Source organism: Micromonospora sp. PLK6-60, assembly GCF_019890675.1.
Taxonomy (GTDB): Bacteria; Actinomycetota; Actinomycetes; order Mycobacteriales; family Micromonosporaceae; genus Micromonospora.
Genome location: NZ_JAIOAA010000006.1, coordinates 20,519 through 46,200 on the forward strand (window position 1 = coordinate 20,519; position 25,682 = coordinate 46,200).

A 25,682-nucleotide genomic window follows, 5' to 3' on the forward strand; every position below is an offset into this window, starting at 1 on the left:
GGCCGCACCCGGGCGCGGATCGTCGGTCAGAGCCGGGCCAGCGCCCGGCGTAGCGGGTCCAGCCCGAGCGAGCCCAGGTCGAGTGCCTGCCGGTGGAACTCCTTCAGGTCGAAGTCGGCGCCCTTGCGGACCTTCGCCTCGTCCCGGGCCTGGAGCCAGATCCGCTCGCCCACCTTGTACGACGGGGCCTGCCCCGGCCAGCCCAGGTAGCGGTTCAGCTCGAACCGCAGGTTCTCGTCCGGCACCCGGCAGTGCGCCCGCAGGAACTCCCAGCCCAGCTCCGGCGTCCAGCGCTCGCCCGGGTGGAAGTCGAACGGGTTGTCCTTCGGGATCTCCAGCTCCAGGTGCATGCCGATGTCGACGATCACCCGGGCCGCCCGGAACGCCTGCCCGTCGAGCATGCCGAGCTTGTCACCCGGGTCCTCCAGGTAACCCAGCTCGTCCATCAGCCGCTCCGAGTAGAGCGCCCAGCCCTCACCGTGCCCGGACACCCAGCAGAGCAGCCGCTGCCAGCGGTTGAGCAGCTCGGCCCGGACCGCGGTCTGCGCCACCTGGAGGTGGTGACCCGGCACGCCCTCGTGGAAGACGGTGGTCACCTCGCGCCAGGTGGAGAAGTCGGTGACGCCCTGCGGCACCGCCCACCACATCCGGCCGGGGCGGGAGAAGTCCTCGCTCGGGCCGGTGTAGTAGATCGCGCCGTCGCTGGTCGGGGCGAGGCGGCACTCGATCCGGCGGACCTGCTCCGGGATGTCGAAGTGGGTGCCGTGCAGCTCGCTGATCGCCCGGTCGGCCAGCGCCTGCATCCAGTCGCGGAAGGCTTCCTTGCCCTGGACCGTCCGGGTCGGGTCGGCGTCCAGCGCGGCGACCGCCTCGTCGATGGTGGCGCCCGGACCGACGATTCGCGCGGACACCGTCCGCATGTCGGCCTCCAGCCGGGCCAGCTCCGCGAACCCCCAGGCGTACGTCTCGTCCAGGTCGACCCTGGCGCCGAGGAAGTATTGCGAGGCCAGCTCGTAGCGTTCCCGGCCGGCGGCCTGCTTGTCCCGCCCGCGCGGGGCCAGCTCGGTGCGGAGGAAGTGCCCGAACTCGGCGGTCGCCGCGGTGGCCGCCGCCGCGCCCCGGCGCAACTCCGCGCCGAGCGCCCCGTCGGCGCCCAGTCGCTGGACCAGCCCGTGATAGAAGTTGTCGCCGTCCGGGTCGGTCCAGATGTCGCACTGCTTGGCCACCTCGACCAGCTGCGCCGTCGAGCTGACGTGGCCGGCGTCGGCCGCCTCGCGGAGGGTGGTCTTGTAGCCCTCCAGCGCCCCGGCCAGCTTGGCCAACCGGCTGGCGATGTTGGCCTTGGCGTCGTCGCCCTCGGTGGGCATCAGGTCGAAGACCATCCGGATCTCGTGCAGACCGCTGGTGATGACGCTGACCTCGCTGGTCACCTCCCCGGCGTCGTACCGGGCGAGGTCCAGGCCCAGGCGCTCCTGCATCGCCTCCTTGGCGGTGCGCTCCAGCTCCGACTCGGGCTCGGTGACGTCGAGGTCGGCCAGGGTCCGCCGGGTCAGGTCGGCGCGGGCCGCGTAGCCATCCGGCGACAGGTCGTCCAGCTGGTCGTCGTAGCCGGCGATGCCGACGTAGGTCGCGCCGCTCGGGCTCAGCGGAGCCCACTCGGTCACGTACCGGTTGGCGAGGTCATCGATTCGTCCCACGAGGCGAACAGTACGCGACCCCACCGACCGGCTGTCGACCCCGATTCGCCGTGTTCAGGGCAGCAGGTCGGCGGGGTCGAAGTCGATGGGAAACGGCAGGTCCGCGCGCAACCGCCGGCCGGCGACCGCTGCCGCGACGCGGCCGTAGCGCCCGTCCGGGCCGAGGCCGAGCAGCTCCGCCTCCGCGTACGCGGGCGCGCGGTCGATCCGTACCCGCAGGAAGTACGGCACCCCGCGCTCCGCGCACAGGGCCGCCCGGTCCACCCGTGGCGATTCCGGTCCGTCGCCGGAGACCACCTCCACCGCCATCGTGCAGAAGTCGACCGGAATCCAGCGATCCTCGTCGTCGGTGGCCGGCAGGCTGTGCAGCACGGTGATGTCCGGTTGGATCCAGGTGTCCGGGGCGAAGGTGAGGTTGACCCGGCCGTGCACGTACCGGCCGGTGGCTTCGGCGTTGGGGATGAGGGCGCAGGCGAGGCTGGCCGTCCCGAAGCTTTCACTGGCCCGCCGGAAGGGGCCGAGCACCAGCCGGCCGGCGACGCACTCGTGCCGGGCACCGGCAAGCTCCCGGATCGGGAGATACCGCTCCGCCAATGCGGTCGTCCAGCAGCCAGCCAGGTCGACCAGCGGATCGAAACCCGGCGAAAGTCGCACTTGGTCCTCACCTCCGGCTGATCAACGACGATCACCGCTGCGGGTCCCTGTGGCGGTCGACACGGCGTCCGAATTTCGCGGGACTTCGTCGTACCCCTGCGGCAGAGTGTCAGGGGTGAACGCCGTTACCACCCCTGACAAGGCGCCGCTGCGGAGCTGGCTGCCGGGATTCATCGCGCTGGCCGCGATCTGGGGTTCCAGCTTCCTGTTCATCAAGGTGGGCATCCGCGAGCTGCACCCGCTTCAGCTCACCCTCTACCGGGTGGCCGCCGGCGCGCTCACCCTGGTGGTGGTGCTGGCCCTGCTGCGCGACCGGCTGCCCCGCGAGCCCCGCATCTGGGCGCACCTGTTCGTGGTCGCCGCCCTCGGTGTGGCGCTCCCGTTCACCCTCTTCGGCTACGGCGAGCAGCGGGTCGAGTCGATGCTCGCCGGCATCTGGAACGCCACCACCCCGCTGATCGTGCTGCCGATGGCGGTGCTGGTCTTCCGCACCGAACGGCTGAACCTGCGCCGCGCGGTCGGCCTGGGGCTGGGCTTCCTGGGCGTGCTGGTGGTGCTGGGCATCTGGGAGGGCGTCGGCGGGTCGCACTTCGTCGGCCAGCTGCTCTGCTTCGGCGCGGCGGCCTGCTACGGCGTCGCCATCCCGTACCAGAAGAAGTTCATCGCGGGCAGCGCCCACTCCGGCCTGTCGCTCTCGGCGGCCCAACTGCTCCTCGCGACGGTGCAGCTCGCGGTGGTCACCCCGCTGGTGGCCGGGGCGCCTCCGGCGCCGACCGCGCTCTCCGTGGACGTGGTGGCCTGCGTGCTGGCGCTCGGCGCGCTGGGCACCGGGCTGGCCTTCGTGATCAACATGCGCAACATCCGGCTGGCCGGCGCCAGCACCGCCTCCACGGTGACCTACCTGATCCCGATCTTCGCGGTGCTGATCGGCGCCCTCGCGCTCGACGAGCGACTGAACTGGCACCAGCCGGTCGGTGCGCTGATCGTGCTGCTCGGGGTGGCGGTCACCCAGGGCCTGGTCGGCCGACGCCGGCGTCGGCCCGTCGCCGCCGGCGCACCGGCCGTCCCCGCCGCGGAGCCGGCCGCCCACCGCTGACCCCGCTCGCGGCCCCGGGCGAGTGATGGCCCGGCCCCGGCTCGGGGTGGCGCGAGTTGCGGCATGCGGGGCGGTCGTGGCCCCCGGACAGCCCGACCTGCCGCATAAAGCGGCCGGCCCGCCCACGCGAGGGCGGGCGGGGCCGGGGGCCCACGTTGCGGCATGTGGGGCGGTTGTGGGTGCGGGACAGCCCGACCTGCCGCAGGCCGGCACCGCCGGGGCCGGGGCGAGCTGGGCGGGCGGTCAGTCGTGGGATCGGGTCCATTTGACGAGGCGGGTCGCGGACCAGGTGTTCACCACCCGGTCGGCCGGCACGCCGCAGAGCGCGGCCCGCTCGCAGCCGAACCGCTGCCAGTCGAGCTGGCCGGGGGCGTGCGCGTCGGTGTCGATGGCGAACCGGCAGCCCGCCTCCAGGGCCCGGCGGATCAGCCGCTTCGGCGGGTCCTGCCGCTCCGGGCGTGAGTTGATCTCCACTGCCACGTCGTGCTCGGCGCACGCGGCGAAGACGGCGTCCGCGTCGAAGTCGCTCTCGGCGCGGGTACGTGCCCGGTGCGCCCGGTCGCCGGGGCCCTTCACCCCGGCCGGGCGGGACGCCACCATCCGCCCGGTGCAGTGGCCGAGGATGTCCAGGTGCGGGTTGGCGATGGCGGTGAGCATCCGCCGGGTCATCCGGGCCCGCTCGTCGTTCAGCCCGCTGTGCACCGAGCCGACCACCACGTCCAGCCGGGCCAGCAGCTTCTCGTCCTGGTCCAGCGACCCGTCGGCGAGGATGTCCACCTCGATGCCGGTGAGGATGCGGAACCCCTCCGGCAGCGCCTCGTTGATCGCCGCCACCTGGTCGAGCTGCTTGCGGAGCCGGTCGGCGGTCAGGCCCCGGGCCACCTTCAGCCGGGGGGAGTGGTCGGTGAGCACCACGTACTCGTGGCCCAGCTCGACCGCGGCGAGCGCCATCTCCTCGATCGGTGACCCGCCGTCCGACCAGTCGGAGTGGGTGTGGCAGTCGCCGCGCAGCGCGTCCCGCAGCTTCCTGGCCGCCTCGTCCAGGTCGGTGCCCTCGGTGGCGACCAGCCGGCGCAGGTAGACCGGTTCCTCACCGGCCAGCGACTCGGCGACGCACCGGGCGGTGACGTCGCCGACGCCGGCCAGCTCGGTGAGCTTGCCGGTGCGGGCCCGCTCGGCGATCTCGGCGGCGGGCAGCGCGGCGAGCGCCTTCGCGGCCGAGCGGAACGCTCGCACCCGGTAGGTGGCCTCGTTGGCCCGTTCCAGCAGGAACGCGATCCGGCGCAGGTCGGCGATGGGATCCCGGCTCATGCCCGGATAACCTACGCGCCCGCGCCGCCGGTCGGGGGACGACCGGCGGCGCGGGGGTGGTGGTGCGTGGGAAATCAGGAGTACGGCAGCTTGACGACCGACCGGTCACCGGTGCCGACGGTGGACGGGTTGACGCCGATGGCGGACCAGACCTCCACCTTCACCGTGCCGTTGCGCAGGTTGCCCAGCGTGCCGCTGCTGGCGAGCAGCCCCTGGTTCTGCGTGTAGTGCTCCCAGCCGGGCACCGGATCGGTGGGGAAGTAGCGGTACGTCTCCACCCGGTCGAAGGTGCCGTCGCCGGTGAGGTCGTACGACACCCGTGCCTGCACCCCGTTGCCGACCGCCTGGTTGGCGTCGAGGAACAGGTCGAAGGTGGTCTGCCCGCCGTTGTAGGCCAGGTTCAGCCCGGTCGAGGTGAAGACCGTCGGGTTGTGCGGGGTGCCGTCCCAGTTGGCGCCCCCGGCGCCGGTGACCGTGGTGCTGCCCGAGGCGCCGGCCGCACCCATCGCCCCACCGCTGAGCAGGTACTGCGTCGGCGAGGAGGCCGGCGGAGTGGTCGGCGGCGGGGTGGTGGTGGGCGGCGGCGTCGGGGTCGGGGTGGTCGGCGTCGGGGTCGGGGTCGTCGGGTCGGGGGTCGGGTCGGTCGGCGTCGGGCCCGGGGTGCCGGTGTCCGACCCGCCGGTCGCGCTGCCGCCGCTCCAGGTGTACGCCCCGGTGGTGGCGGTCTTCCCGGCGGCGACCGTGAGGCGGGTGCCGTCGGAGAAGGTGACCGTGCGCGGCGCGGCGGTGATGTTGCTGGCCACGTAGGTGCGCGACCCGTTGCGGTTGAACACCGCGGCCAGCGGGTGGTTGGCGGTGATCGACGTGTCGACCTGGCCCAGCGCGGCGAGGTTGCGGATCCAGTGGAAGGTGTGCGCCCGGCTCTCCCCCTCCTCCGGGGTGTAGCCGGGGTTGGCCCGCAGCTTGCTCAGCGCCGCGTCCGGATCGCCGAGGGCGAGGAACTGCCACAGGATGTCCTGCCACACGTTCGGTTCGCCGCCGTTGTTGCGGACCAGCTCGGCGTAGTTCACCTTGTTGTACGCCGGCTGGTAGCCCAGGTACAGGTGGCCGCCGGTGACCGGGAGCATGTTGATGCCCTGGATCATCTCCGGGTCGGCGCTGAACCAGGTGGCGTACGCCCCGCCGTCGCCCCAGACCATGCCGACCGTGGAGTGGCCGAAGTTCGCCGGGAAGTTCTCGTCGTCGGCGTCGAACCAGTACTCCTGGATCGCCGCGGCCTGGGTGGTGTAGATGAAGATGCCGGCGTCGCGGACCGCGGTGTTGCCGGTGGCCTGGCCCCACTGGATCAGCGCGTTGGCGTAGTTCATCCCCTCCGACGACGACTCCTGGTTGTTGCCGGCGTTGAACGAGCCGTGCCCGGAGGCCCAGTCGTGCCCGGCATAGATGTCGAAGTCGCGCAGGTAGGGGAAGCGAGTGTCGGTCCGGTCGTAGTTGTTGGCGTCCCGGATCAGCAGGTCGACCATGCCGCCGTACTGGTCGGAGCGGGCCCAGGCCGGATCGAACTTGGCAAGCGTGGCGGCCGCCGCGATGAAGTAGCCGTAGTGGAAGTGGTGGTCGTTGAGCTCCTGGTCGGAGCCGTACGACGCGGGGTAGCCGATCAGCGTGCCCCAGTTGCGGTCGTAGTAGAAGACCCGCGCGGTCTTGCCGGGCGAGGCGGTGAACCAGTCGGTCAGGGTCGACCGGATCGCGTTCAGCGCCGAGGTGCGGGTCTCCGCGTCACCGACCAGGTCGGCGATCTCGGCGATCCGGGCCGCCCGGCCCAGGCCCTTGCCGGTCCAGTAGGTGTCGCCGCCCCGGGCGTCCATCGGGTTGCCCCGCACCGCGGCGAGCTGGTCCTTCAGCTGGGTGAGGTCGGCGCCGGCGCCGGTGGCGACGGCGGGCAGCTCCGGCAGTACGCCGTGGAACTTCATCGCGGTGCGGAACTGCGAGACCCCGGCGAGCACCTTCATCCGGCCCCGCGCCGAGGGGTAGGTGAGGGTGAGCGGGGTGGCGCCGGTGAGCGCCTTCCACTGGTGCGGGTAGAGGCTCACCACGGTCCGGGTCTCGGTGCCCTCCCGGGCCTCGGTGGTGAAGCCGTACGTGCTGGTCACCGTCCCGGCGGCCGGGTCGTACGCGTAGCCGAGCCGGGTGCCGGTGACGTGGGCGTGCGCGTACCGGCCGTAGGTGGTGGCGAGTTCGGCGCGGGCCGTTGCGTCGGTGTTCGGGGTGGTGGGCAGCAGCGCGATCGAGAAGTAGCCCCTGCCGCCCAGGGTGGACGAGATCCGGCCGTTCGCGGTGGACCAGGTCGCCCCGGTCGGGGCGTACGCGACGTAGTCGTGGCCCTTGATGGTGAAGCCGATGGTGGCGCCGCTGTTGGACCAGACGGTCGGGCTGCCGCCGGTCGGGTTGAGCACCGCGTCGCCGCCGCTGGTCCGGAAGTAGGCGAAGGGCAGGCCGTGACCGATGGTGGCGCGCATGGTCCGCGCGCCGTCACTCCAGTACGGGGTGACCGTCCAGTCGGACCAGCCGTCGACCTTCACCACCGGGGCGCCCAGGGCGGCGACGCCGACCCGGAAGTCCTCGGCGTAGGCGTACTTGTACTCGCCCACGCCGGTGGCGGTGCCGGTGACGGTCGGCACGGAGGTGGCCGAGAAGCCGAGGCCGTCGCTGAACGTCTGGTACGACAGCGGGTGCGCGTGCAGCGGTTCGCTGTACGCGCAGTTGGTCTTCTTCCAGAGCAGGGACGACCACCAGTCGTTGGTGGGGACCGGGCCGGACGGCGCGTCGGCGGTGACGAACTGCCGGGGGTTGGTGGAGAGGTCACCGCAACCGGCGGGGAGGGGCCCCACCCGGTCGGTGGTGTAGCTGCCGGCCCCCACGGAGGCGGCCTGGGCGTCGGTGGTGGCGGCGACGGTGAGGCCGCCGAGGACGAGGGCGAGCGCGGTGGTGGCGGCGAGCGCCCAGGTGCGGTGTGGTGCAGGAGGTTTCACGGGTGCCTCCTATGCGCCGGGCCGGTCGGGGCCGGCCCGGAGCTCGTCGGAATTATGAGGTTTGTTACCTGAGAGAGCGCTCTCTCACGACCGGACGCTACCCACAGGTACGACGCGCGTCAATGTGTCCGACCGGTTAAGCCCGGATGTCGCGTTTGGTCGGCCGGCGGGCGCGCTCCCACGCCGGCCCGCCCCGGTCGTTCGCGGGCGGTCGGGCCGGTCGGGGTCGGCGGTGGCCGGTCGGCGCTGGGGTCGGGCCTGGGGTCAGCCGCCGCCGGCGGACGACGCCTGCTTCGGGCAGCCGTGCTCGCGACGCCACTGCGTCACCTCGGCCACCGGGGAGCGGTTGCCGCCCCGGCGCCACGAGTCGAGATAGCGGGCCGGCCAGACCACGCCCCGCCGGATCCACCAGTCGTCGTGACCAGAGCACTTCGGGGAGAGCCCGAAGTGCAGGTGGCAGACGTTGTTCGCGTTGCCCGTCCGGCCGACCTTGCCGAGCGCCTGACCGGCGCGTACCCGGGTGCCCGCCGCGATCCCGTCGGCGATCGCGCTCAGGTGCGAGCCGTAGTAACGCACCCCGTCGTCGCCGAGCAGCGAGACCGACAGGCCGCCGTTGTACGGCCCCAGCGGACCACCCTTGCGGAACCGGTCCACCCGGGACACCTCCAGCACCTGGCCGTCGGTCACCGCCACCACCGGCTCGCCGCAGTCGGCGAAGATGTCGGTGCCCGGGTAGCCCGAGTGCGTCGGGTGGTAGTCGACGTTGTCGGCCCGGACCGGGAAGACCCGCCGGACATTGGCCCGGGTCGGGCTGGTCGACGGCGACGGCGAGACGGACCGCGACGCCGACGCGGCGGGAGACGACGCGGCCGGGGTCGCCCCGGTCGCCATGGGTGCCGGCTGCTCGGCGCTCGCCATGCCGCTCGGCGGCACCCAGCCGCCGGTGGGCGCGGCGGCGGGCCGATCGCCACCGGCGCAGCCGGCGGCCAGCGCCGGCGCCAGCAGCAGCAGGACCGGGAAGGCGGCGACGCGGCGACGTCGGGAGGATCGCGAGCGCATCCGGTCATCCTGACAGACCAGTACGGTGGAGCGGGGTCCCGCGCCGCCCGCGTGGCGGCGACGCTCCCGCCCGGGTGTAGTCACGCTGTGTGAAGGGAGCGCCGCCGATGCAGGGCCAGCCCGGATACCCGGTCGACCCGGCCACCGGCCGCCCGCTGCCGCGGGTCCCGTCGGGGCTGTTCCCCGCCGGGCCGCCGCCGCGACCGACCTGGCGCGAGCCGCACCCGGTCACCGGCAGCGGCGTCGCGATGGGCGGCGCGCTGGCCGCCGCCTGGCTGCTGCTGTTCGGTCTGCTCGCCCGCGACGTGGCAAGTTACGCCTGGTGGACGGCGTTCGCCGGGGCCGTCGCCTGGCTCGCCGCGGCGATGCTGGTCCGGTTCGGCGACCGGGGAGCGGCCACCGGGGTCGCCATCGTCACGGCGGGCGGCTGGAGCATCGCCGCGGCCGTGCTGGCGGTCCGCTGGGCGACCTCCGGCGACTGGCCGCTCTGGTGACCGCCGACACGGTCCGTAGGTGCCGGACTGCGCAACGAACGGCATCTTGACGTACCCGCTGTGACTGGGCACGCTCGCCGTATGGCCTGGATCACCCAGCAACTCGATCCCGAGCGCAGCCGTCGTCGCCAGCAGCTCCTCGCCGAGCTGGCCGGCGCCCGCGCGGCCCAGCAACGGGACCGGCCGCGGCGGGTACGCACCGACAAGCTGCGTCAGCTGATCGCCACCCGCCGCCGCATCGCCGGCTGACTCCGGGCACCGACTTCCCGCCAATGACCGGCCCTTCGGGGCGTTGACCGGTCGCCCGCCGACCCGACCGGCTAACGTGCACGCGTAACGGGTCGGCGTGCTGTGCCGAGGCGATTTTGGGGGGACCGTGTCGTACTTCGCTGCCGCAGCGGTGCGCGTCGAGGGCGGCTGGACCGCGGACGAGCTGAGCCTGCGGGGTGCCGCCGATCTGGACGAGGTGGCCGAGCGCCTCCGTGACGTCGAGCCGGACGCGGACCTGTCGCTGCTCTTCGTCGAGGTCGACGACACCTATCTGGTGATCATGCGGTTGGACGACGGCGAGGACCTGCGGGTCTTCGGTTCGGACTCGGCGCTCGCCGAGGAGTCCCGGCTGGGCGCCCTGCTGGTCGGTGACCTCAAGACCTCGGTGACCGGGCTCGACGACACCGACGAGCCGGTGGCCCCCGCCGGCGGCTCCGCCGGTGACGAGGAGAGCGACCAGCCGGCCGTCGACCCGGAGGCCGACCCGGTCGGCGACGCCGACCTCCTGGCCGACCTGGGCGTCTCCGCGCAACGCCTGCTCAACCTCTGTGCCCGGGAGGGCATGCTGCCGGGCGACGTCACCACCGAGGTGTGCCAGGTGCTCGGCTGCGCCGACGAGGTCGAGGAGCTGCGTGAGGTCTGAGCCGCCGTCCGGCGGGATCGAGCTGCCCGGCGGCGGCTCGCCACTGGCGGGTGCCGCCGAACCGGCCGACGCCACCGATCCGGCGCTGGGCACCGTACGCCCTGGACAGCCGACGCCCGGCGCGGCCAGGCGGGTCGGGCCGGGCGCCGACGAGGGCTTCGCCGCGTGGACCGGGACGGGCCGCCAGCAGCGGCACGAGCTGTGGATGCGCCGGGCCGTCGAGGTCGCCGTCACCGGCCCCGAACCGCCCGCCGAACCCGGCGGGGCGGCCGACGACGTGCCGGTGGGCGCGGTGGTCTACGCCCCGGACGGCACCGAGCTGGCGATCGGCCGCAACGAGCGCGAACTGACCGGCGACCCCACCGCCCACGCCGAGGTGCTGGCGCTGCGCCGGGCCGCCGAGCGGCTGGGCCGCTGGCGACTGGACGACTGCACCCTGGTGGTGACCCTGGAGCCCTGCACGATGTGCGCCGGCGCGCTGGTGCTGGCCCGGATCGGCACGGTGGTCTTCGGTGCCTGGGAACCGAAGACCGGCGCCGCCGGCTCGCTCTGGGACGTGCTGCGCGACCGCCGCCTCAACCACCGCCCCGAGGTCTACGGCGGCGTGCTCGAAGTGGAGAACGCCGCCATCCTCCGCGCCTTCTTCCGGTAAGGAGGGTGCCCTTCTTAACGCCTCCGGTAGAGGCGGGGCCCCTTGTTAACACCCGAGGGCTCCCGCCCGGCGACGCCCGGGCCCGTGGCCGGGGATGACGGTGCTCAGGCGGGCACGGTGGTGGGCCGCAGCAAGGTGGCGGCCACCGCCCGGGCCGCGTCGGTCCACGGGGCCGGACGCATGGTCGCCGGGTCGAGCCGCACGATGGACCGGGTGCCGTCGGCGTACCGGGTCGCGCCGTCGACCGAGCGGAACTCGAAGGCGTACCGCGCGCTGCTGGTCCCGAAGTGGTCGAGCCAGAAGTGCACGGCCACCGGGCCGGTGCCCCTGATCGGGGCCCGGTAGGTGATGGTGAACTCGCGTACCGCGTGGAACACGTCGGGGGTGCTGAGCTGCCCGCCGGTGAAGGAGACGCCGCGGTCGGCCCAGTAGGGCGTGAGCGCCCGTTCCAGCAGCACCGCGTACCGGGCGTTGTGCAGGAGGCCCATGGCGTCGAGTTCGTCGAAGTGCACCGTGACGAGCTCGACGTGGCCGAACTCGACGGTGGGCTGGTCGGCGGTGGCGTGGCTCATGACGGGCCTTCCGATAGCAGGGCCGGCTCGGGGGACAACGTCCGTAGCCGGTTCAGCAGACCCTGGCGGGCCTGCCGGTAGGCGGTGTCCGGATCCAACATCCGGGAGCGCATCACGGCGCTGATCCCCAGCGCGTCGATCTCGTACGCCAGCTGCGCGACGTCCAGGTCCGCGGGCAGCTCGCCGAGGGCGACGGCCTCGCGGACCAGGCGTTCGAGGAACGCGGCCCAGCGACCGTACGCGTCGACGAGCCGGTCCCGGACCGGGCCCGGCCGGGCGTTGTATTCGAGCTCGGTGTTGGCGAAGAAGCAGCCACCGGGCAGCACCCGCGCGGCATAGAAGTCGATCCGGGCGTCGTGCAGCGCCCGGAGCCGGCGCACGCCCCGCGGGGCGCGCAGGGCCGGCTCGATGATCCGCTCCTGCCACTGCTCGACGGCCCGGTCGACGGTGGCGAGCTGGAGGGCCTCCTTCGACCGCCAGTGCGCGAACAGGCCGGACTTGCTCACGCCGAGGGTGTCGGCGAGCTGGGCGAGGGAGAGCCCGTGCAGACCCGCCTCGGTGGCCAGCGCCACGGCCGCGTCCAGCACCGCGGTCCGGGTGCGTTCGCCGCGGGCCAGCCGGCCGTCGAGGGTCATGCGAAGGAGCCTAGACGAAAAAGTACGACCGGTCGTACTTATTTCTGTGAGCTAGGTCGCCGCCGCCCCGTCACCGGAGGGGTGACGGGGCGGCGGCGAACTGCGAAAGGGTCAGGAAATGACGGTGTCGAGACCGACCTCGACCATCTGGCTGAAGGTCTGCTCGCGCTCCTCGGCGGTCGTCTTCTCGCCGGTCTTGATGTGGTCGCTGACCGTCAGGATGGTCAGCGCGCGGGCCTTGAACCGCGCGGCGATCGTGTAGAGCGCCGCCGACTCCATCTCGACCGCCAGCACCCCGTAGTCGGCGAGGGTGTCGTAGAGGTCCGGCCGGTCGGTGTAGAAGGCGTCCGCCGCCAGGATCGGCCCGACCCGCATGGTGATGCCGCGCCGCTCGGCCACCTCGACCGACGTACGCAGCAGCCCGAAGTCGGCCACCGGGGCGTAGTCGATCAGCCCGTCGAACCGCATCCGGTTCATGTTCGAGTCGGTGGACGAGCCGATCGCGGCCACCACGTCCCGCAGTTGCAGGTCCTCGGAGAGGGCGCCGCAGGAACCGACCCGGATCAGGGTCTTCACGCCGTACTCGTTGATCAGCTCGTGGGCGTAGATGGAGGCGGAGGGCATGCCCATGCCGGAGCCCTGGACCGACACCTCGACGCCGTTCCAGCGCCCGGTGAAGCCCAGCATGCCGCGCACCGTCGAGTAGCACTTGGCGTCCTCGAGGTAGGTCTCCGCGATCCACTTGGCCCGCAGCGGGTCGCCCGGCATCAGGACCCGCTCGGCGATCTCTCCCGGCTTAGCGCCGATGTGCGTACTCATGGCAAAGATCCTGCCAGGCCGGCCGGCGGGATACCGGTTCGGCGTCCCATCCGGTGGTCCTGTACCCTCGTCGGCGGTGGCGTGTCCGAGCGGCCTAAGGAGCACGCCTCGAAAGCGTGTGAGGGTTTACGCCCTCCGAGGGTTCAAATCCCTCCGCCACCGCTCCGAACTGCGGGAACGCGGTCATGCCCCTGGTGGGTGTGACCGCGTTCCCGTTTCTGGTCGCACCCGTCGCGGCGCACGCTTCCCGAGCGCTATGCGGAGGCTCGCAGGGGATCGAGGGCGGCCAGGACCAGGTCGAGGCCGAAGATGAACTCCTCTGCCGGGTCGTAGTTGGCGGCGAGGAGCGCCGCGGCGGACTCGTTGAGGTAGGGGAACTCGTCAGGAGGAAGCTGGGGCAGGAAGACGTCCTCGGCCAGGTCCGCAAATTCATCGGCGGTGTCGAACGGCAGGCTGGCTTCCTGCAGGGCGAAACCGTAGACGTAGCTGTCGAGCAACCAGTTGGCGTGCGTCGCCATCAGAACCGGGAAGCCAGCCCTCCGCAGGCAGGCGGTGACCGCTTCGCGGTGGCGGAGGTGCGCGGGCCCCGGCGATGTCCGCGACTCCATCAGGCCGATCGCCCACGGGTGGCGGGCGAGAACCTGTCGGGCGGATAACGAGCGCCGTCGCATCGCCGACTGCCAGTCGGTCTCCTCGGGCGGGAGCTCGATCTCCTCGAACACGACGTCGATCATCGCGTCCAGCAACTCATCCTTGTTCGCCACGTAGTGGTAGAGCGACATCGCGCCCGCGCCGAGCTCGCCGGCCAGTCGGCGCATGCTCAGCCCGTCGACCCCCTCGCGGTCGGCGAGCCGGATCGCCTCGACCACCAACCGCTGCTTGCTGAGCCCCGCGTCTGACGCGACCTGGCGTTGCTTCCTGGCGGACACGGGTCTCCTCGCTCCCTCGAACGGCTTGACAACAGTACAGCGTACGAGCATAGTACGGCGTACGACGTACAGTGTACGAAGTGCGGTGTACGAGCGAGCGAGGGTCGCAGCTCGGACGTGAGGAGGCTCCAATGGGAACCGAACAGCGATCGAACGCCTCAGCACGCCGGGGGCCGGGAGCCGGTCCGGCCGGGGCGGCGATGATGCGGGCCGCCGTCCAGCACCGCTACGGCCCGCCCGCAGTGATCGAGTCGTCCGAGGTCGGGCTACCGCGCCCCGGTCGAGGCGAGGTGCTCGTCCAGGTGGGCGCGGCCTCGGTGCATCCCGGCGACTACTTCGTCATGACCGGTGAGCCGTACGTGCTGCGTCTGGCGTTCGGGCTCCGCCGGCCGCGCCACGGCATCCCTGGCCGGGACCTCGCCGGCGTGGTGGCGGCGGTCGGGAAGGAGGTCACCGCTCTCCGCCCCGGCGACGAGGTGTTCGGCTGGAGCACCGCCGGAGCGCTCGCGGAGTACGCCCGCGTCCCAGCGGACAACCTCGTGCCCGTGCCGGCCAACCTGTCGGTCGTGGACGCGGCAGCGGTCCCCACGTCGGCCCTGGCGGCGTTGCAGGCACTGCGTGACATCGCGCACGTTCGACCGGGCCAGACGGTGCTGGTCACGGGCGCGTCGGGCGGCGTGGGCTCCTTCGCCGTACAGATCGCCAAGGCGTTCGGCGCCGAGGTGACCGGGGTGTGCAGCACCCGCAACGTCGACCTGGTCCGGTCGCTCGGTGTCGACCACGTCGTCGACTACACGAGGACCGACTTCACCCGTGCCGGGAAGCGCTACGACGTCATCCTCGACAACGTGGAAGCCCAGCCCCTGGCGGATGTCCGCCGAGCGCTGACGCCCACCGGCACCCTCATCCCCAACAGCGGACGCGGCGGCCGCTGGCTCGGCCCCCTCGGTCGGATCGTCAAAGCCCGCGTGCTGTCCGGGTTCACCCGTCAGCAACTGAAGCCTCTCGTGTCGATCGGGAAGCGCCAGGACCTGCTCACCCTGGCCGACCTCCTCGCGACCGGGCAGGTCACGCCGCTCATCGACCGCACCTACCCTCTCGACGAAGCAGCAGACGCCCTCCGCTACGTCGGGGCCGGCCACACCCGAGGGAAGGTCGTCGTCACCGTCTGACGACCCGATGACCATCCGAACCTGCTCGACAACCCGCCATCCGACCGAGACGAAGGAGTAAGGGATGAGCTCACCGCAGCACACCGCCACCACGCCGGCCGGCAGTCGGCTCCTTCGAGGCCGGCTCGTCGGCGCCGCGGCGATCGCGTTAGCGCTGTCGGTGGCGATAGAGAACGCGGTGCTGGCGGGAACGGGCGCGCCGACCTTCGGCGCTCCGATCGAGGAAGTTCTGACCTACTACGCGGCCAACCGCGACTCGGTCGCGATCGCGTCCGGTCAGGTGGCCCTGTACCTGCCGCTGCTGCTCGTGTTCGTGACGGGTCTGCACGGCCTCGTGGAGCGGCGCGGTGGCGGAGCAGGCGCCGACTGGTCGCGCCTCGCCGTGGCCGCCGGCGCGACGCTGTCGGCCATCTTCGTGCTTGTCAACGTCCTGCAGATCGGGCTCGCGCTCTCCGCCGGCGGGCTGGCCGAGCCGACACCCGCGTTCGAGCTCGTCTGGCAGGTGCACGCGGCGGCGTTCGCGCTGGCGCTGCCGACGCTCGGCACCACCTTCATCGGCACGGCCCTCGCCGCGCACGCGAGCGGGCTGACTCCGGCTTGGCAGCGCCTGCTGGGCCTGGTGGGCGGGGGTCTGCTGCTCGCCGCGGGGGTCGGCAACCTCGCGATCGCCGACGGCTCGGCGCTGCTCTTCGTCGGGCTCCTGGGGTTCGCCGGCTGGCTCGTCTGGCTGCTCTTTACCGGCGTGCGCCTCGTCCGGTCCTGACCGATGAGGTCGGCGCGAGATCGCGCACGTGGGCAAAAGGAAGACGCTGCTCAGCTACCAACGATCACGGACCTGCCAGGTACCTCGGCCGCCCGTCGCCGAGCGCGTCGACCGCATGACGCAACCGCCGCCACACGTACGGGCGAAGCAGTTCCCGCGCCCCGTCGAGCGAGACGAACCGGGCCGCGTTCAGCTCGTCATCCGTCGGCCGCGGCTTCTCGGCAGAGGGCAGCACCCCGCCGTCGAAGATGAACATCAGGCTGTCGTCCCACGGCCCGTGCGGTGCCACCCAGTCCACCACCAGCATCGGCCCGATCGTCAGCTCCACGCCGAGTTCCTCGCGAAGCTCCCGCTCTGCCGTGCGGTGGGGTGGCTCGTTGGCCTCCGCCATGCCGCCCGGCAGATCCCAGTCCGGCTTGTACCGGGGGTCGACGAGCAGGATCTCACCCCGCCCGTTGCGCAGCAGCACATCGACACCGACCCGCTTCCGGGGCTGCCGCGCGTTGCCTTCGGCGAGGTGGGCCTGCCAGGCTGCCGGGTCGCGCTCGTACAGGGGACGCTCGTCGGCCATGACGACCATTGTCGGCGGCTGTCATCTTGCTGGCAGCGGCAGCGTCACCCAACTCCGTTCCCGGAACGTGTCGCGAAGCCGGTCCAGAAGTTGTGGCACCTCTGGGCATCGGCTGGCGTGCGACCGCAGCAGCAGTGCGAGATGTCGTAGCTGGTCGAGGACGACAGCGGAGCCGAGCCCGTGAGTGAGGTCGACGGTCTGACGGGTGAGCAGGCACACCTCTTCGATCCGGGACTGGCCGACCAACGCGGTGGCCAGGAGCAGGCGGGCGAGGGCCTGACTTCGTACCCGGGCGGTGGGCTCGTCGACGACGACGCCGTCGAGGGTGCGGAGGGCGGCGGTGACGTCGCCGAGGCGAAGCAGGCACCGGGCCACCTCGATGTTCAGCGAGGTGCGGTCGAACGGGCTCAGCCAGGCAGAGTGCGCGGCCGCCGTCTCGGCGAGAGCGGCTTCGGCCAGACGAAGAGAAGAGTGACAGTCCAGGGCGCGGCCCGCCGCCGCGAAGCCGCGCGCCTGCAAGGCGAACAGTCGGGCGCGAACCCCGGCGGTCGCTTCCTCGCCGACGACGGTGCCGAGTCCGTCGGCGGCGTGCGCGATCGCGGCGCTCCCGTTTCCCTCGTGGCAGGCGAGGTGGCTCAGGCTGCCATGCACCTGGCCGACCAGGAGCTGATCCCCGCTGTCGACCGCGAGCGCCAACGCCTGGCGGAAATGTTGGCGGCTCGTGATGGAATCCCCGGAGTCATGTGCCATCCAGCCGGCCATCTCATGCAGTGAGGCTGCCGCCGTCAGCGCCTGGCGAGGGATGGACGGTGACTGTTTCGGCGGGCCGGCGAAGGCCGCGAGGTGTGCCAGCACCGTGCCGTAGAGGTTCTTGCCGCCGATCTGCCGGTCGGCGGACCGAAGTGCGCGGATCAAGTGAAGGCGGGTTTCCCCGTCAACGGGTGACGGAGCGTCCATCGGCTTGGAGGAAAGATCGAACCACAGGGCATGCATGGGTATCCGCAACACCCGAGCCCAGTGCGTCAGCCGGTCGAGGTGCACGACCGGCGGCCCGTTCTCGACCCGGCTGAGCTGTGCCTGCGTGATGCCGAACCAGGCGGCCACCGTGGCCTGGGGTAGCGGCTGGCGCCCGTGGTAGGGGTGGTGGCGGTAGGCGCGGACCGCTCGGCCGAAATGCCGCTCCGCCAGCGCGCGCCGAAGTGGCTCGTGGGACCAGAAGGCGGCCGGGACCTCGGGCGCGGCGGCGATCCGATCCCGCTCTGCCCGCTGACAGGGAGCGCAGCGTCCGGAGTCGTTGTCAGTCGCCAGCGTGGCTCCGCAGCGGGCACAACCAGCTCGCCCCGACGTCTCGGTCATCGGCTCATTCAACTCGCTCGGTCACTGTCCGGTATACGCGCCGCGCATATCCGCTCTGCTTCCCGCGTACGCCAGCGGGGGCCGGACCTCGGCGGGCCCGGCCCCCTGCCGGTCAGGGCGTCACCACGCGGACATGTCGGGTAGTTGGTCGATCGAGATGGTCCTCGGGTTGGCCATCGCGGTGCGCCAGAGCCCGGCCACGTCCTTGCCGCTGCCGTTCCAGTCCCGCGAGGCCCAGACCACGAAGTACGGCCAGGCCGGGTCGGAGTTGGGGTTGAGCGGGCTGAACGTCTCCGCCACGCCGGTGGTCTTGGCGCCGCTGACCGCCTTGGTGGTGGCGAAGTCGGAGGCGCTCTGGAAGTAGTCGGAGGTGACCAGGTCGACGTAGCCGTCGCCGGGATACCAGGAGGCCAGCGAGGTGCCCTGGCCGCTGGCCATCCCGTTGAACACCCAGACGATGTTGTGCGCGCCGGCGAGCTGGGCCCGCTGGTAGATCAGCCGCCAGAGCTGCTGGTAGGCGGCCTGGCCCTTCTTCGCCCACCACATGTAGTTGTTGTTCGCCTCGTGCAGCGGGCGGAACAGCACCGGCACCCCGGCGTCGCCCATCTTCTTCAGCTCCCGCACCACCAGGTCGATGTCCTGATAGAGCTTCGACGACGGGTTGGTGAGGTCGGGCTGGAAGTCGCAGGGCGCGGAGTAGTTGCCGCCGCGCGGGCAGTACCAGTGCCACTGGAACGCCACGATGCCCTTGCGCGCCTTCGCCCAGTCGATGACCTGCTGGGTCTGGATGCTGCCCCGGGTGTACTCCATGAAGTCGAACGCCACGATCGCCGGGTAGCGGCCGGTCAGCTGCTGCACCTTGTCCGCGTCCGGCAGGTCGGTCTGGCCGCTGACGTAGGTGTGCGTGCGCAGGTAGCAGATCAGGTTGCGGGCCTTCGAGTTCGCCTGCGGGTCGGCCGGGGCCTGACCGCAGTCCGGGCCGGGCGGGGTGGGCGGCTTCACCGCGTACACCTCGAACTCATAGAGCGAGTAGCCCCAGGCGGTGCCGCGGGCGGTGCCGGCCATCCGCACGTACCGGCCGCTGGCCCCGGCCGGCGTGACGTCGTCGGTGCCGCCGTCGCCGGTGGTGGTGCTGAAGACCGGGGTCCAGGTGGCGCCGTCCGTCGAGGTCTGGATCTGGTACGCCCGACCGTACGCGGCCTCCCAGCGCAGCCGCACCGTGTTGATCGGGTACGTGGCGCCCAGGTCGACCTGGATCCACTGCGGGTCGCTGTACAGGCTGGACCAGCGGGTGCCGCCGTTGCCGTCGACGGCCTGCGCGGCGGCGTTCGGGCTCTCCGTCGACGACGCGGTGACCGGCCGGTTCAACGCCAGGTTACCGGTGGGTGGGTCGGACGGGCTCGGGGTGCCGGTCGGGTCGGGGCTGACGGTCGGGCTCGGACCCGGCGTGGTGTCGCCGCAGGCCGCGCCGTTGAGCGTGAACGCGGTCGGGGCCGGGTTCGAGCCGCTGTAGGTGACGTTGAAGCCGAAGCTGACCGTGCCGCCGGCCGGGAGGCTCGCGTTGTACGAGACGTTGGTGGCGGTGGCGTTCGCCCCGGACTGGGTCTTCGTCGCGTTCCAGATGTCGCCGATCACCTGGTTGCCGGGGAACGCCCAGCCCAGCGTCCAGCCGGTCACGGCGGCGCCGGTGTTGGTGATCGTGACGTTGGTGGTGGCGCCACCGCCCCAGTCGTTGGTGACCTGCCAGGTCACCGAGCAGGCGCCGGCGGCGGCCTGGGCGGGTGGCGTGGTGACGAGGGCGGTGGCCAGCGCGGTGACGGCTGCCGCCGCCCCGGCCAGGCACGCCCGCGTGCGGGTGCGTCGGATCATGAGGATCTCCCGTACGGGTGGTGGGTGCGGGGAGTCCTCGCCGCCCGGACGGGTCGGGCCGCCGGTTGCCCCCGGCGCTCGACCCAGCGAAGATATTCACGATGGTCGGCTTAACCGGTTAACTTGTCAATTCCCCAGCGAGGCATAGATACATCGATGGGATCTGTTAACCGGTAAAGACGGTCAGCACGGGCTGTAGCCCTCGTCGAAGAGGCGGTGGGCCCAGTCGGCGTACCCGGCGATGGTCTCGCGCACGACCCGTCCATCGTGGAGGAACAGGTAGGCGCGGTCGCCGCTGCGGGCGAGCAGGCCGTCGAACCGGTACGTCCCGGCCGGGGCGCGTAGCCGGATCGCCGACGGGTAGCGGGCCCGGACCTCGGCGACCGGCGTGCCGGCGCCGATCCCCTCCGGGGTGCTCATCGGGTCGTCGGCCCAGAGCAGCACCAGTCGGTCGTCGACGAAGATCGGGCTGACCGAGCCGTGCCCGGCGAGCAGCGGACCGCAGGCGTCCACATCGGAGCGGAGCACCCCGCGCCGGGTCAGTTCCTGCTCGCTGTCGCCGAACTCCACCCCGGTCACGCCGTTGAGGTCGATCACCTCGGTGTTGCCGGCGGGTGTGGTGATTCGTGGCGCCTGGACGCCGCTGCCGGCCGCCGAGGCGGCAACCAGCAGCGTGGCGATGAAGGCGAATTGTCGCAATTTCATGAGCTCCCCCAGTCCCCAACGGGGCCGGGCCGCTCAGGTTGCTGGTCGTCGCCGGATTCCTTCGATTCCCATTCCTCGGCCAGCTCGTCCCAGTAGTCGGCGGTCAGTCCGCGCCGGCCGTGGGTCAGCCAGCCGGCATTGTCCCGCTCCAGGTGCAGCCCCAGCTCGGCGAAGTGGTCGATCCACGGGCCCGGCTCGGCACCCAGTCGGGCCAGCGCCGCGTTGATCGGCCACTCGGCCCGCGGCCCGTCCAGCATGCCGTCGAAGCGGGGCCCCCAGGTGACCTCGCCGCCGAGCCAGACCATCGCCGCCTGGTGGCCGGCGCCGCCGGCGAACTCGGCCTCCAGGTACGCCACCGGCCCCTCCCGCGACCACCGGCCCAGCAACTCGGTCAGCGCCGGCGAGAGCAGCAGGTGGAACGGCCGGTCCGGGCCGGGGTCGTCGGCGGCGAAGTCGGGCAGCCCGCCGGTCAGCTCCTCGACCAACTGCGGGGTCACCGGCAGCAGGGCGAAATCCTGCCGCAACGCGGCCAGCACCGCGTGGTCCAGGCCCTCGGTCCGCTCGCGCAGCAGCTCCGTGTCGGCCACCACCGCGCTGAGCTGGTAACTCATCCGGTCCTCTCGGTGTCCACAGGCTGTGCATGGAACATGTGTACGACGGGGCCCGGTGTCGCCGGAGTCCCAGTCGGACCGTACCGGGACACACAGCGAGGCGTTCCACTGCCAATATGACCCCGATGCGGCGCGCGCGCCGCCGTCACGGGGGATCCACACAGACGGATAGCGAGCGAAGCCCGGCGTACGCCGGGTTGCTCGTCGTGCCCGTCGGTTTCCTCCTGCCGGCGGACCGCGTTGCCGTACCCGGCCCGGTCACCGGGCCGGGGCCCACCCGTCAGGAGGAGAACTCGTGCAGGACCAGCGCTCCAACCGTCGTTCACTGCTCCGGGCCGCGGCCGTCACCGCCGCCGGCAGCGCCGTCGCCGCCCCGGCGCTGGGCGGCATCACCCCCGCCCAGGCCGCCGGCCTCGCGGCCAGCGGCGCGATCCCCTGGGTCGGCAAGGCCGGCTCCGGGGCCCCCTTCATCGCCGACGACGCCGTCGGCGCCCAGGCCGCCATCAACGCCGCGCTGGGCAGCGGCGCGCAGCAGGCCGTCTACGTCGCCCCCGGCGAATACCTCGTCAAGGGCCCCGTGGTGCTCTACGGCCGACAGGCGCTGATCGGCGCGGGGCCGATGGCCACGGTGCTGAAGGCCACCACGGGCTTCAGCGGCACGGCTCTCGTCACCACCCCGGCGGGCGCCTACACCCACTCCCGGCAGTGCGTCACCGACATCGGCCTTGAGGGGGCCAACCTGGCCGCGAACGGCATCAACTTCCAGATGAACGCCGACCCGACCACGTACGGGCCGGACCCGGCGCCCTGGCTGACCCGGGTCTTCGTCAGCCGCACCACCGGCGACGGCATCTACCTCGGCGGCACGTACGCCGGTGGGATGCGCGAGTTCAAGCTCACCGACTGCCGGGTGGAGAACGCCGGCGGATGGGGCTACAACCTCCAGTCCTCGGACGGCTTCGTCAGCGGCTGCTCCTGCCAGGGCAGCGACGCGGGCGGCTACCTGATCGGCGGCGGCAACATCAAGGTGTGGGGCAGCAAGGTCTACGGCACGGGCACCGCGACGACGGCCGGCCCCGGGTTCCGGCTCGCCTCCTCGCGCGCCACAGTGGTGGGCTGCGAGGCCCAGGACGTCGCCGGCAACGGCTTCGAGATCGTCGGTGCGAACTGCACCATCTCCGGCTGCACCGCCGACTCGACCGGGTGGGGCACCGCCGCCGGGGCGACCGACCTGAACTCGGCGGGCTTCCACGTCGCCGGGTCGGCGGCGAGCATCGAGGGCGGCTCGTTCCAGCGGGCGAACGGTGGCCCCCGGTGGGTCCTCGGCGTCGGCGCCAACGTGGCCGGCATGCGCACCGCGCTCTACCTGGCCAGTGGGGTCAACTACGTCTCCGTCCGGCTGGTCACCGGGGCGAACAAGCCGGCCCCGTTCCAGCGCCTGATCACCGGCACGGCCGGCGCCAACTCGTCGATCTCGGTGCTCGGCTGACGCTTCCCGCGGCACGACGAAGGCCGGTCCGTAACCAGGCCGGCCTTCGGCCGCCCCCCCCACGTGACCTCACGCTCTGTTAGCGTCCCGCCATCCCCCTGCCGAAGGACGTGATCCGTGCCCGCCCACGCCGCGACGAAGCTGGTTCGATCTCTGGTGGCGCTCTGCCTGGCGGCCCTCGTCGGGGCGGCCGTCCCGACACCCGCGCAGGCGGACTTCCCGCCGCACCTGCGGGCGTGGACGTTGTCGGTCCATCTCGGCGAGGGTGGCGCACCCGGCAAGCAGATGTGGCTGACCTGGTACGGGGCCTACGCCAAGTCCGGCACGATAACCCTGGACCTCGGCGAGGCCGCCGCCCTCGCCGAGCTGAGCGTGGCCCCCGACGCGCTGAACGGGCCGGACCACGAGTGTGTCCAGCCGAGTGCCGCCGTGCTCACCTGCGAGGTCGGCGAGCTGGATGGGGAGCACCACCGCATGCCGATCCGGTTCACGCCGAAGGCGAGCGCGCGGTTCGGTGACGCGGCCACCTTCACGGTCAGCGCCCGGCCCGCGGGAGTGACCAGGGTCGAGCGGACCACCGTCGACCTGGCCATCAAGGACGGTCCGGATCTGGTGCTACTCGACCCGGAGCCGTTCACCTTCCCCAACTACCCGATCGTGCCGGCCCCGGCCGGGACGACCCGGCACCAGCCCGTCCGGCTGACGAACGCGAGCGACAAGCCCAGCCGGGGCGTGACGATGTGGTTCCACGCACCGGTCGGGGTGTTCCCCGGTTCGCACTCCAACTGCCGCTACGGCGAGCCGTACCCGTGGTACCGGGTCGTCGCCTGCGACTTCGACGTGCCGATCGAGCCGAACCGGACGTACGAGGTGGTCGGTGGCCTGGACGTCCGGCTGGCGCCGGACGCGGTGGGTGACTTCCTGACCTGGACCGAGGTCCTGCCGCTGGGGGAGTCGATGCCGGAGTGGTCCCAGCTGGAGCTGGTCCCCGGCAGCGGGCCCGAGCTGGCCATGCGGGCGATCCACGCGCAGGCTGCCGACTTCACCGAGATCGACTTCATGGACAACTTCGGCGCCGTCAGATATCGCGTCCGCAACCGGTACGACGTGATCGCCGTGGGCGCCACCCTTTCCGGAGCGGTCGGCACGCTGGTGGACGTCCGGGCAGGGGTGCGGATCTCCGGTAAGGCCGCGCTGACCGGCGCAAACAGTGCCGGGCGGGACCTGACGGCCGAGATCCGGTTCCCGGACTGGGTCCGGGTCGTCACCCCCGATCCGACCTGTGCCGACTACTCGAACACCCACTACGCGTGCCCGATCATGGCGGAGAAGTTCGGCCCCGACGAGGAGCGGCTCTTCGGGTTCCGGGTGGAGATCACCAAGGCCGGTGGCGCGCCGGGTGAGGTCAGCCTCCGGCTGAACGAGCGCCTCGCGGAGCACCCGCAGGACACGCGCAACGACCGGGCGGAGATCGGTTATGCCGCGGCCAGTCCCAGTCCCAGCCCCAGCGTGACCGTCGGCCCGACGGCCAGCCCGTCCGGGCCGGCGCCGGGTCCGTCGACCGGTGGACCGGTCGACGTCACCCCGTCCCCGACCGAGCCGGGTGGCCTCGGCGGCGGCCTGCCGCGTACCGGCATGTCGAGCGCGGTGATCTGGTCCGGCGCGGCCCTGGTGCTCGCCGGCGCGGTGCTCCTGCTGGTCACCCGCCGTCGCGGCCGGACGACCGAGGCCACCGACCAGGGCTGAGGAAGCGTCGTCCAGCGGTGGACACGAGTCAGGGCCGGTCCCGTGGGGGCCGGCCCTGTCGTTTGTCCTGCTCAAGCGAGCGGAGGATACGAGATTCGAACTCGTGAGGGTGTTAACCCAACACGCTTTCCAAGTCTGTCGTTCGCTGTCCGGCGAGGGCCGTTGAGGTCTGGGGCAGCGGTTGATCGTGAAATCTGACCTGCCTGGATCCGTATGAACCTGGCCGAACGAGACGACAACTGAGACGACGGGTCACTGCTGCTCCCTCTCATCGTCCGCAGTGTCAGCCACCTCGTGGTCGGCAGCGTCAGGCTCCCAGTCGAGATCCTCACTGTCGTCGAGAGGTACATCGTCTGGCCTCGCTGTCATGGCGTCACCCACCCCCAAAACTGTCGTGAAGAGAGTGGTGCTGACGGCGGACCAGGGGAGCCGTCTGTCGCGGCGATAGATCTTGACATCCCATTTCTGAGCCAATGCATATTCAACGGATCGCTCGATTCGGCCAACCGTACTGTTTGCGGCCTGCTTGCGAGTGACGCCGCCGCGTTGAAAGTAGGCCGCGCTGTCCTTCGTGGCTCTCCAGATGAAGTTATATACCGCGCCGAGCGCGAACGATTCGAGCGCCTCTGCAAGAACGTTACGTGTCCGATCCCCAGGAGAGAACTCGAAATTATATTCCTCCATGCACAGCTCTAGGTAAGCGAGGGCCTCTTCGAGCATCACTCGATCCCATTCGCTCGCCCATTGCATCTGCCAGGAGTCCGGCCAGGGGCGGGTCAACGCGCCCTTGATTCCCTTGACCAGAGTTGCATTTACGGATCCGGTTGGGCCTTGGCCTCGCGCTGTCCATCGGACGCGATCAACGTAAATCCCCGGTTGTTCATCGCCTTCACTGTTGGCGACCCAGCCGAACGCCTTTGGCGGGGTAGAGGGATGGACGTAAATCTTTCCGGAATTCCAAAGCTCCGTCAGTCTGCTGCGGCCGTCTTCGGGGCGGGCGGAAAAGATGCTTCCGCTCCATGAGTCGAGTGGTATGGAGCATGTGTAATTCTCGTCTATAGGATTTCGGAAAAGCGCCAAGAGGGTTACCACCTCTCGGAGGCTCAATTGTTCGATCTCTAGCGGATCCAGATCTCTATACCCGAAACGAGCATTGATCTCATCGACAAGCCGTTGCTGGCGTTCGGCTGCGGCTAGCTTCTCTGCCTCTTCCTTAGCTGAGCGACATTCCTTGCATACCAGTCGGGTGAACGCAGCAGATCGCCGGTTCTGATCGAACTCACTGCGGCTTGCTGTGATCATCTCGATCCCGCAATCATCACAGAGCGTCTCAGGGTCACGTGCTATGACGATCTCCCGGAGTCTTTGCGTGAGAATGATCTGCGAAATCCCGGCGCTAGTAGTCACCTCTCTGACGGGACGTTTCCAACTGCCGTCGGCATCCACTTCCCAATAGCTCCTGGCGATATCCCTGTCGGTCGGGTCTTCGCTGAGGAACTCAAGTTCAACGGCAAGGCGAGTCTCGTCGGCAGTCACTGCA

The 25,682-nt window shown here is 71.4% G+C and carries 23 protein-coding genes, 1 tRNA gene and 1 pseudogene; 10 read left to right on the forward strand and 15 right to left on the reverse strand.

The window, feature by feature from the left end:
- Window positions 1-26 precede the first annotated feature (26 nt).
- Both K7640_RS13465 and K7640_RS13470 read right to left on the reverse strand, forming a co-directional pair.
- Entirely contained in the window at window positions 27-1,697 is a 1,671-nt protein-coding gene (locus tag K7640_RS13465; protein WP_222955152.1) for a DUF885 domain-containing protein, read from the reverse strand.
- A gap of 54 nt (window positions 1,698-1,751) precedes the next feature.
- Window positions 1,752-2,351, reverse strand: a complete 600-nt coding sequence (locus K7640_RS13470; protein WP_222955153.1) for a Uma2 family endonuclease — start codon at window positions 2,349-2,351, stop codon at window positions 1,752-1,754.
- Between the two features lie 115 nt (window positions 2,352-2,466).
- Here K7640_RS13470 and K7640_RS13475 point away from each other — a divergent pair.
- Window positions 2,467-3,808, forward strand: a pseudogene (locus K7640_RS13475) (DMT family transporter); the annotation flags it as partial.
- Here K7640_RS13475 and K7640_RS13480 read toward each other — a convergent pair.
- The 3 genes from K7640_RS13480 to K7640_RS13490 all read right to left on the reverse strand — a co-directional run bounded on the left by K7640_RS13480 (window position 3,691) and on the right by K7640_RS13490 (window position 8,846).
- Window positions 3,691-4,758, reverse strand: a complete 1,068-nt coding sequence (locus tag K7640_RS13480; protein ID WP_222955155.1) for a PHP domain-containing protein — start codon at window positions 4,756-4,758, stop codon at window positions 3,691-3,693. The pseudogene K7640_RS13475 and the gene K7640_RS13480 overlap by 118 nt on opposite strands.
- A gap of 74 nt (window positions 4,759-4,832) precedes the next feature.
- Entirely contained in the window at window positions 4,833-7,787 is a 2,955-nt protein-coding gene (locus K7640_RS30810) for a glycosyl hydrolase (protein ID WP_222955156.1), read from the reverse strand.
- Between the two features lie 264 nt (window positions 7,788-8,051).
- Window positions 8,052-8,846 carry a M23 family metallopeptidase gene (locus K7640_RS13490; RefSeq protein ID WP_222955157.1) on the reverse strand — a complete coding sequence of 265 codons (795 nt, stop codon included), beginning with the start codon at window positions 8,844-8,846 and terminating at the stop codon, window positions 8,052-8,054.
- A gap of 107 nt (window positions 8,847-8,953) precedes the next feature.
- Here K7640_RS13490 and K7640_RS13495 point away from each other — a divergent pair, with 107 nt between their 5' ends.
- The 4 genes from K7640_RS13495 (at window position 8,954) to K7640_RS13510 (ending at window position 10,905) form a co-directional block, all read left to right on the forward strand.
- A complete protein-coding gene (locus K7640_RS13495; protein ID WP_222955158.1) occupies window positions 8,954-9,340 on the forward strand; it encodes a hypothetical protein in 387 nt (128 codons plus the stop codon).
- Between the two features lie 81 nt (window positions 9,341-9,421).
- Window positions 9,422-9,589: a hypothetical protein gene (locus tag K7640_RS13500; RefSeq protein ID WP_222955159.1), complete on the forward strand. Its 168-nt coding sequence runs from the start codon at window positions 9,422-9,424 to the stop codon at window positions 9,587-9,589.
- Window positions 9,590-9,716: 127 nt separating this feature from the next.
- Entirely contained in the window at window positions 9,717-10,253 is a 537-nt protein-coding gene (locus K7640_RS13505) for a tRNA adenosine deaminase-associated protein (protein WP_222955160.1), read from the forward strand.
- Window positions 10,254-10,458: 205 nt separating this feature from the next.
- Window positions 10,459-10,905: a nucleoside deaminase gene (locus K7640_RS13510; protein ID WP_222955474.1), complete on the forward strand. Its 447-nt coding sequence runs from the start codon at window positions 10,459-10,461 to the stop codon at window positions 10,903-10,905.
- 104 nt (window positions 10,906-11,009) lie between these two features.
- Here the strand turns inward: K7640_RS13510 and K7640_RS13515 are convergent, their stop codons facing one another.
- The 3 genes from K7640_RS13515 to deoD form a co-directional block, all read right to left on the reverse strand.
- Window positions 11,010-11,477, reverse strand: coding sequence for a thioesterase family protein (locus tag K7640_RS13515; protein WP_222955161.1), 468 nt, complete (start codon window positions 11,475-11,477; stop codon window positions 11,010-11,012).
- Window positions 11,474-12,112, reverse strand: coding sequence for a TetR/AcrR family transcriptional regulator (locus K7640_RS13520; RefSeq protein ID WP_222955162.1), 639 nt, complete (start codon window positions 12,110-12,112; stop codon window positions 11,474-11,476). Before K7640_RS13520 ends, K7640_RS13515 begins: the two co-directional genes overlap by 4 nt.
- 111 nt (window positions 12,113-12,223) lie before the next feature.
- Window positions 12,224-12,931 carry a purine-nucleoside phosphorylase gene (deoD, locus tag K7640_RS13525; RefSeq protein ID WP_222955163.1) on the reverse strand — a complete coding sequence of 236 codons (708 nt, stop codon included), beginning with the start codon at window positions 12,929-12,931 and terminating at the stop codon, window positions 12,224-12,226.
- Between the two features lie 75 nt (window positions 12,932-13,006).
- Here deoD and K7640_RS13530 point away from each other — a divergent pair.
- Window positions 13,007-13,093: transfer RNA gene (locus K7640_RS13530), tRNA-Ser, on the forward strand.
- Between the two features lie 92 nt (window positions 13,094-13,185).
- Here the strand turns inward: K7640_RS13530 and K7640_RS13535 are convergent.
- Window positions 13,186-13,860, reverse strand: coding sequence for a TetR/AcrR family transcriptional regulator (locus K7640_RS13535; RefSeq protein ID WP_222955164.1), 675 nt, complete (start codon window positions 13,858-13,860; stop codon window positions 13,186-13,188).
- A gap of 203 nt (window positions 13,861-14,063) precedes the next feature.
- Between K7640_RS13535 and K7640_RS13540 the strand changes: the two genes are divergently transcribed.
- Window positions 14,064-15,032 (forward strand): NAD(P)-dependent alcohol dehydrogenase, encoded by a 969-nt coding sequence (locus tag K7640_RS13540; protein ID WP_222955475.1) that lies wholly within the window; start codon window positions 14,064-14,066, stop codon window positions 15,030-15,032.
- A gap of 64 nt (window positions 15,033-15,096) precedes the next feature.
- A complete protein-coding gene (locus tag K7640_RS13545; protein WP_222955165.1) occupies window positions 15,097-15,795 on the forward strand; it encodes a hypothetical protein in 699 nt (232 codons plus the stop codon).
- Between the two features lie 64 nt (window positions 15,796-15,859).
- On the opposite strand, the gene K7640_RS13550 is transcribed toward K7640_RS13545, so the two are convergent.
- The 5 genes from K7640_RS13550 to K7640_RS13570 form a co-directional block, all read right to left on the reverse strand.
- A complete protein-coding gene (locus K7640_RS13550; protein WP_222955166.1) occupies window positions 15,860-16,366 on the reverse strand; it encodes an NUDIX hydrolase in 507 nt (168 codons plus the stop codon).
- 21 nt (window positions 16,367-16,387) lie between these two features.
- Window positions 16,388-17,470, reverse strand: a complete 1,083-nt coding sequence (locus K7640_RS13555) for a DNA-binding protein (RefSeq protein ID WP_308042544.1) — start codon at window positions 17,468-17,470, stop codon at window positions 16,388-16,390.
- Between the two features lie 372 nt (window positions 17,471-17,842).
- Window positions 17,843-19,591: a glycosyl hydrolase gene (locus K7640_RS13560; RefSeq protein WP_222955168.1), complete on the reverse strand. Its 1,749-nt coding sequence runs from the start codon at window positions 19,589-19,591 to the stop codon at window positions 17,843-17,845.
- 183 nt (window positions 19,592-19,774) lie between these two features.
- Window positions 19,775-20,260 (reverse strand): hypothetical protein, encoded by a 486-nt coding sequence (locus K7640_RS13565; RefSeq protein ID WP_374198089.1) that lies wholly within the window; start codon window positions 20,258-20,260, stop codon window positions 19,775-19,777.
- Between the two features lie 32 nt (window positions 20,261-20,292).
- Window positions 20,293-20,907, reverse strand: a complete 615-nt coding sequence (locus K7640_RS13570) for a hypothetical protein (RefSeq protein WP_222955170.1) — start codon at window positions 20,905-20,907, stop codon at window positions 20,293-20,295.
- Between the two features lie 295 nt (window positions 20,908-21,202).
- Between K7640_RS13570 and K7640_RS13575 the strand changes: the two genes are divergently transcribed.
- Together K7640_RS13575 and K7640_RS13580 are read left to right on the forward strand one after the other, a co-directional pair.
- Entirely contained in the window at window positions 21,203-22,396 is a 1,194-nt protein-coding gene (locus K7640_RS13575) for a right-handed parallel beta-helix repeat-containing protein (RefSeq protein ID WP_222955171.1), read from the forward strand.
- A gap of 117 nt (window positions 22,397-22,513) precedes the next feature.
- Complete coding sequence (locus K7640_RS13580; RefSeq protein WP_222955172.1) at window positions 22,514-24,142, forward strand: LPXTG cell wall anchor domain-containing protein; 1,629 nt, start codon at window positions 22,514-22,516, stop codon at window positions 24,140-24,142.
- A gap of 252 nt (window positions 24,143-24,394) precedes the next feature.
- On the opposite strand, the gene K7640_RS13585 is transcribed toward K7640_RS13580, so the two are convergent.
- Window positions 24,395-25,678, reverse strand: coding sequence for a hypothetical protein (locus tag K7640_RS13585; RefSeq protein WP_222955173.1), 1,284 nt, complete (start codon window positions 25,676-25,678; stop codon window positions 24,395-24,397).
- Between the last annotated feature and the right edge of the window lie 4 nt (window positions 25,679-25,682).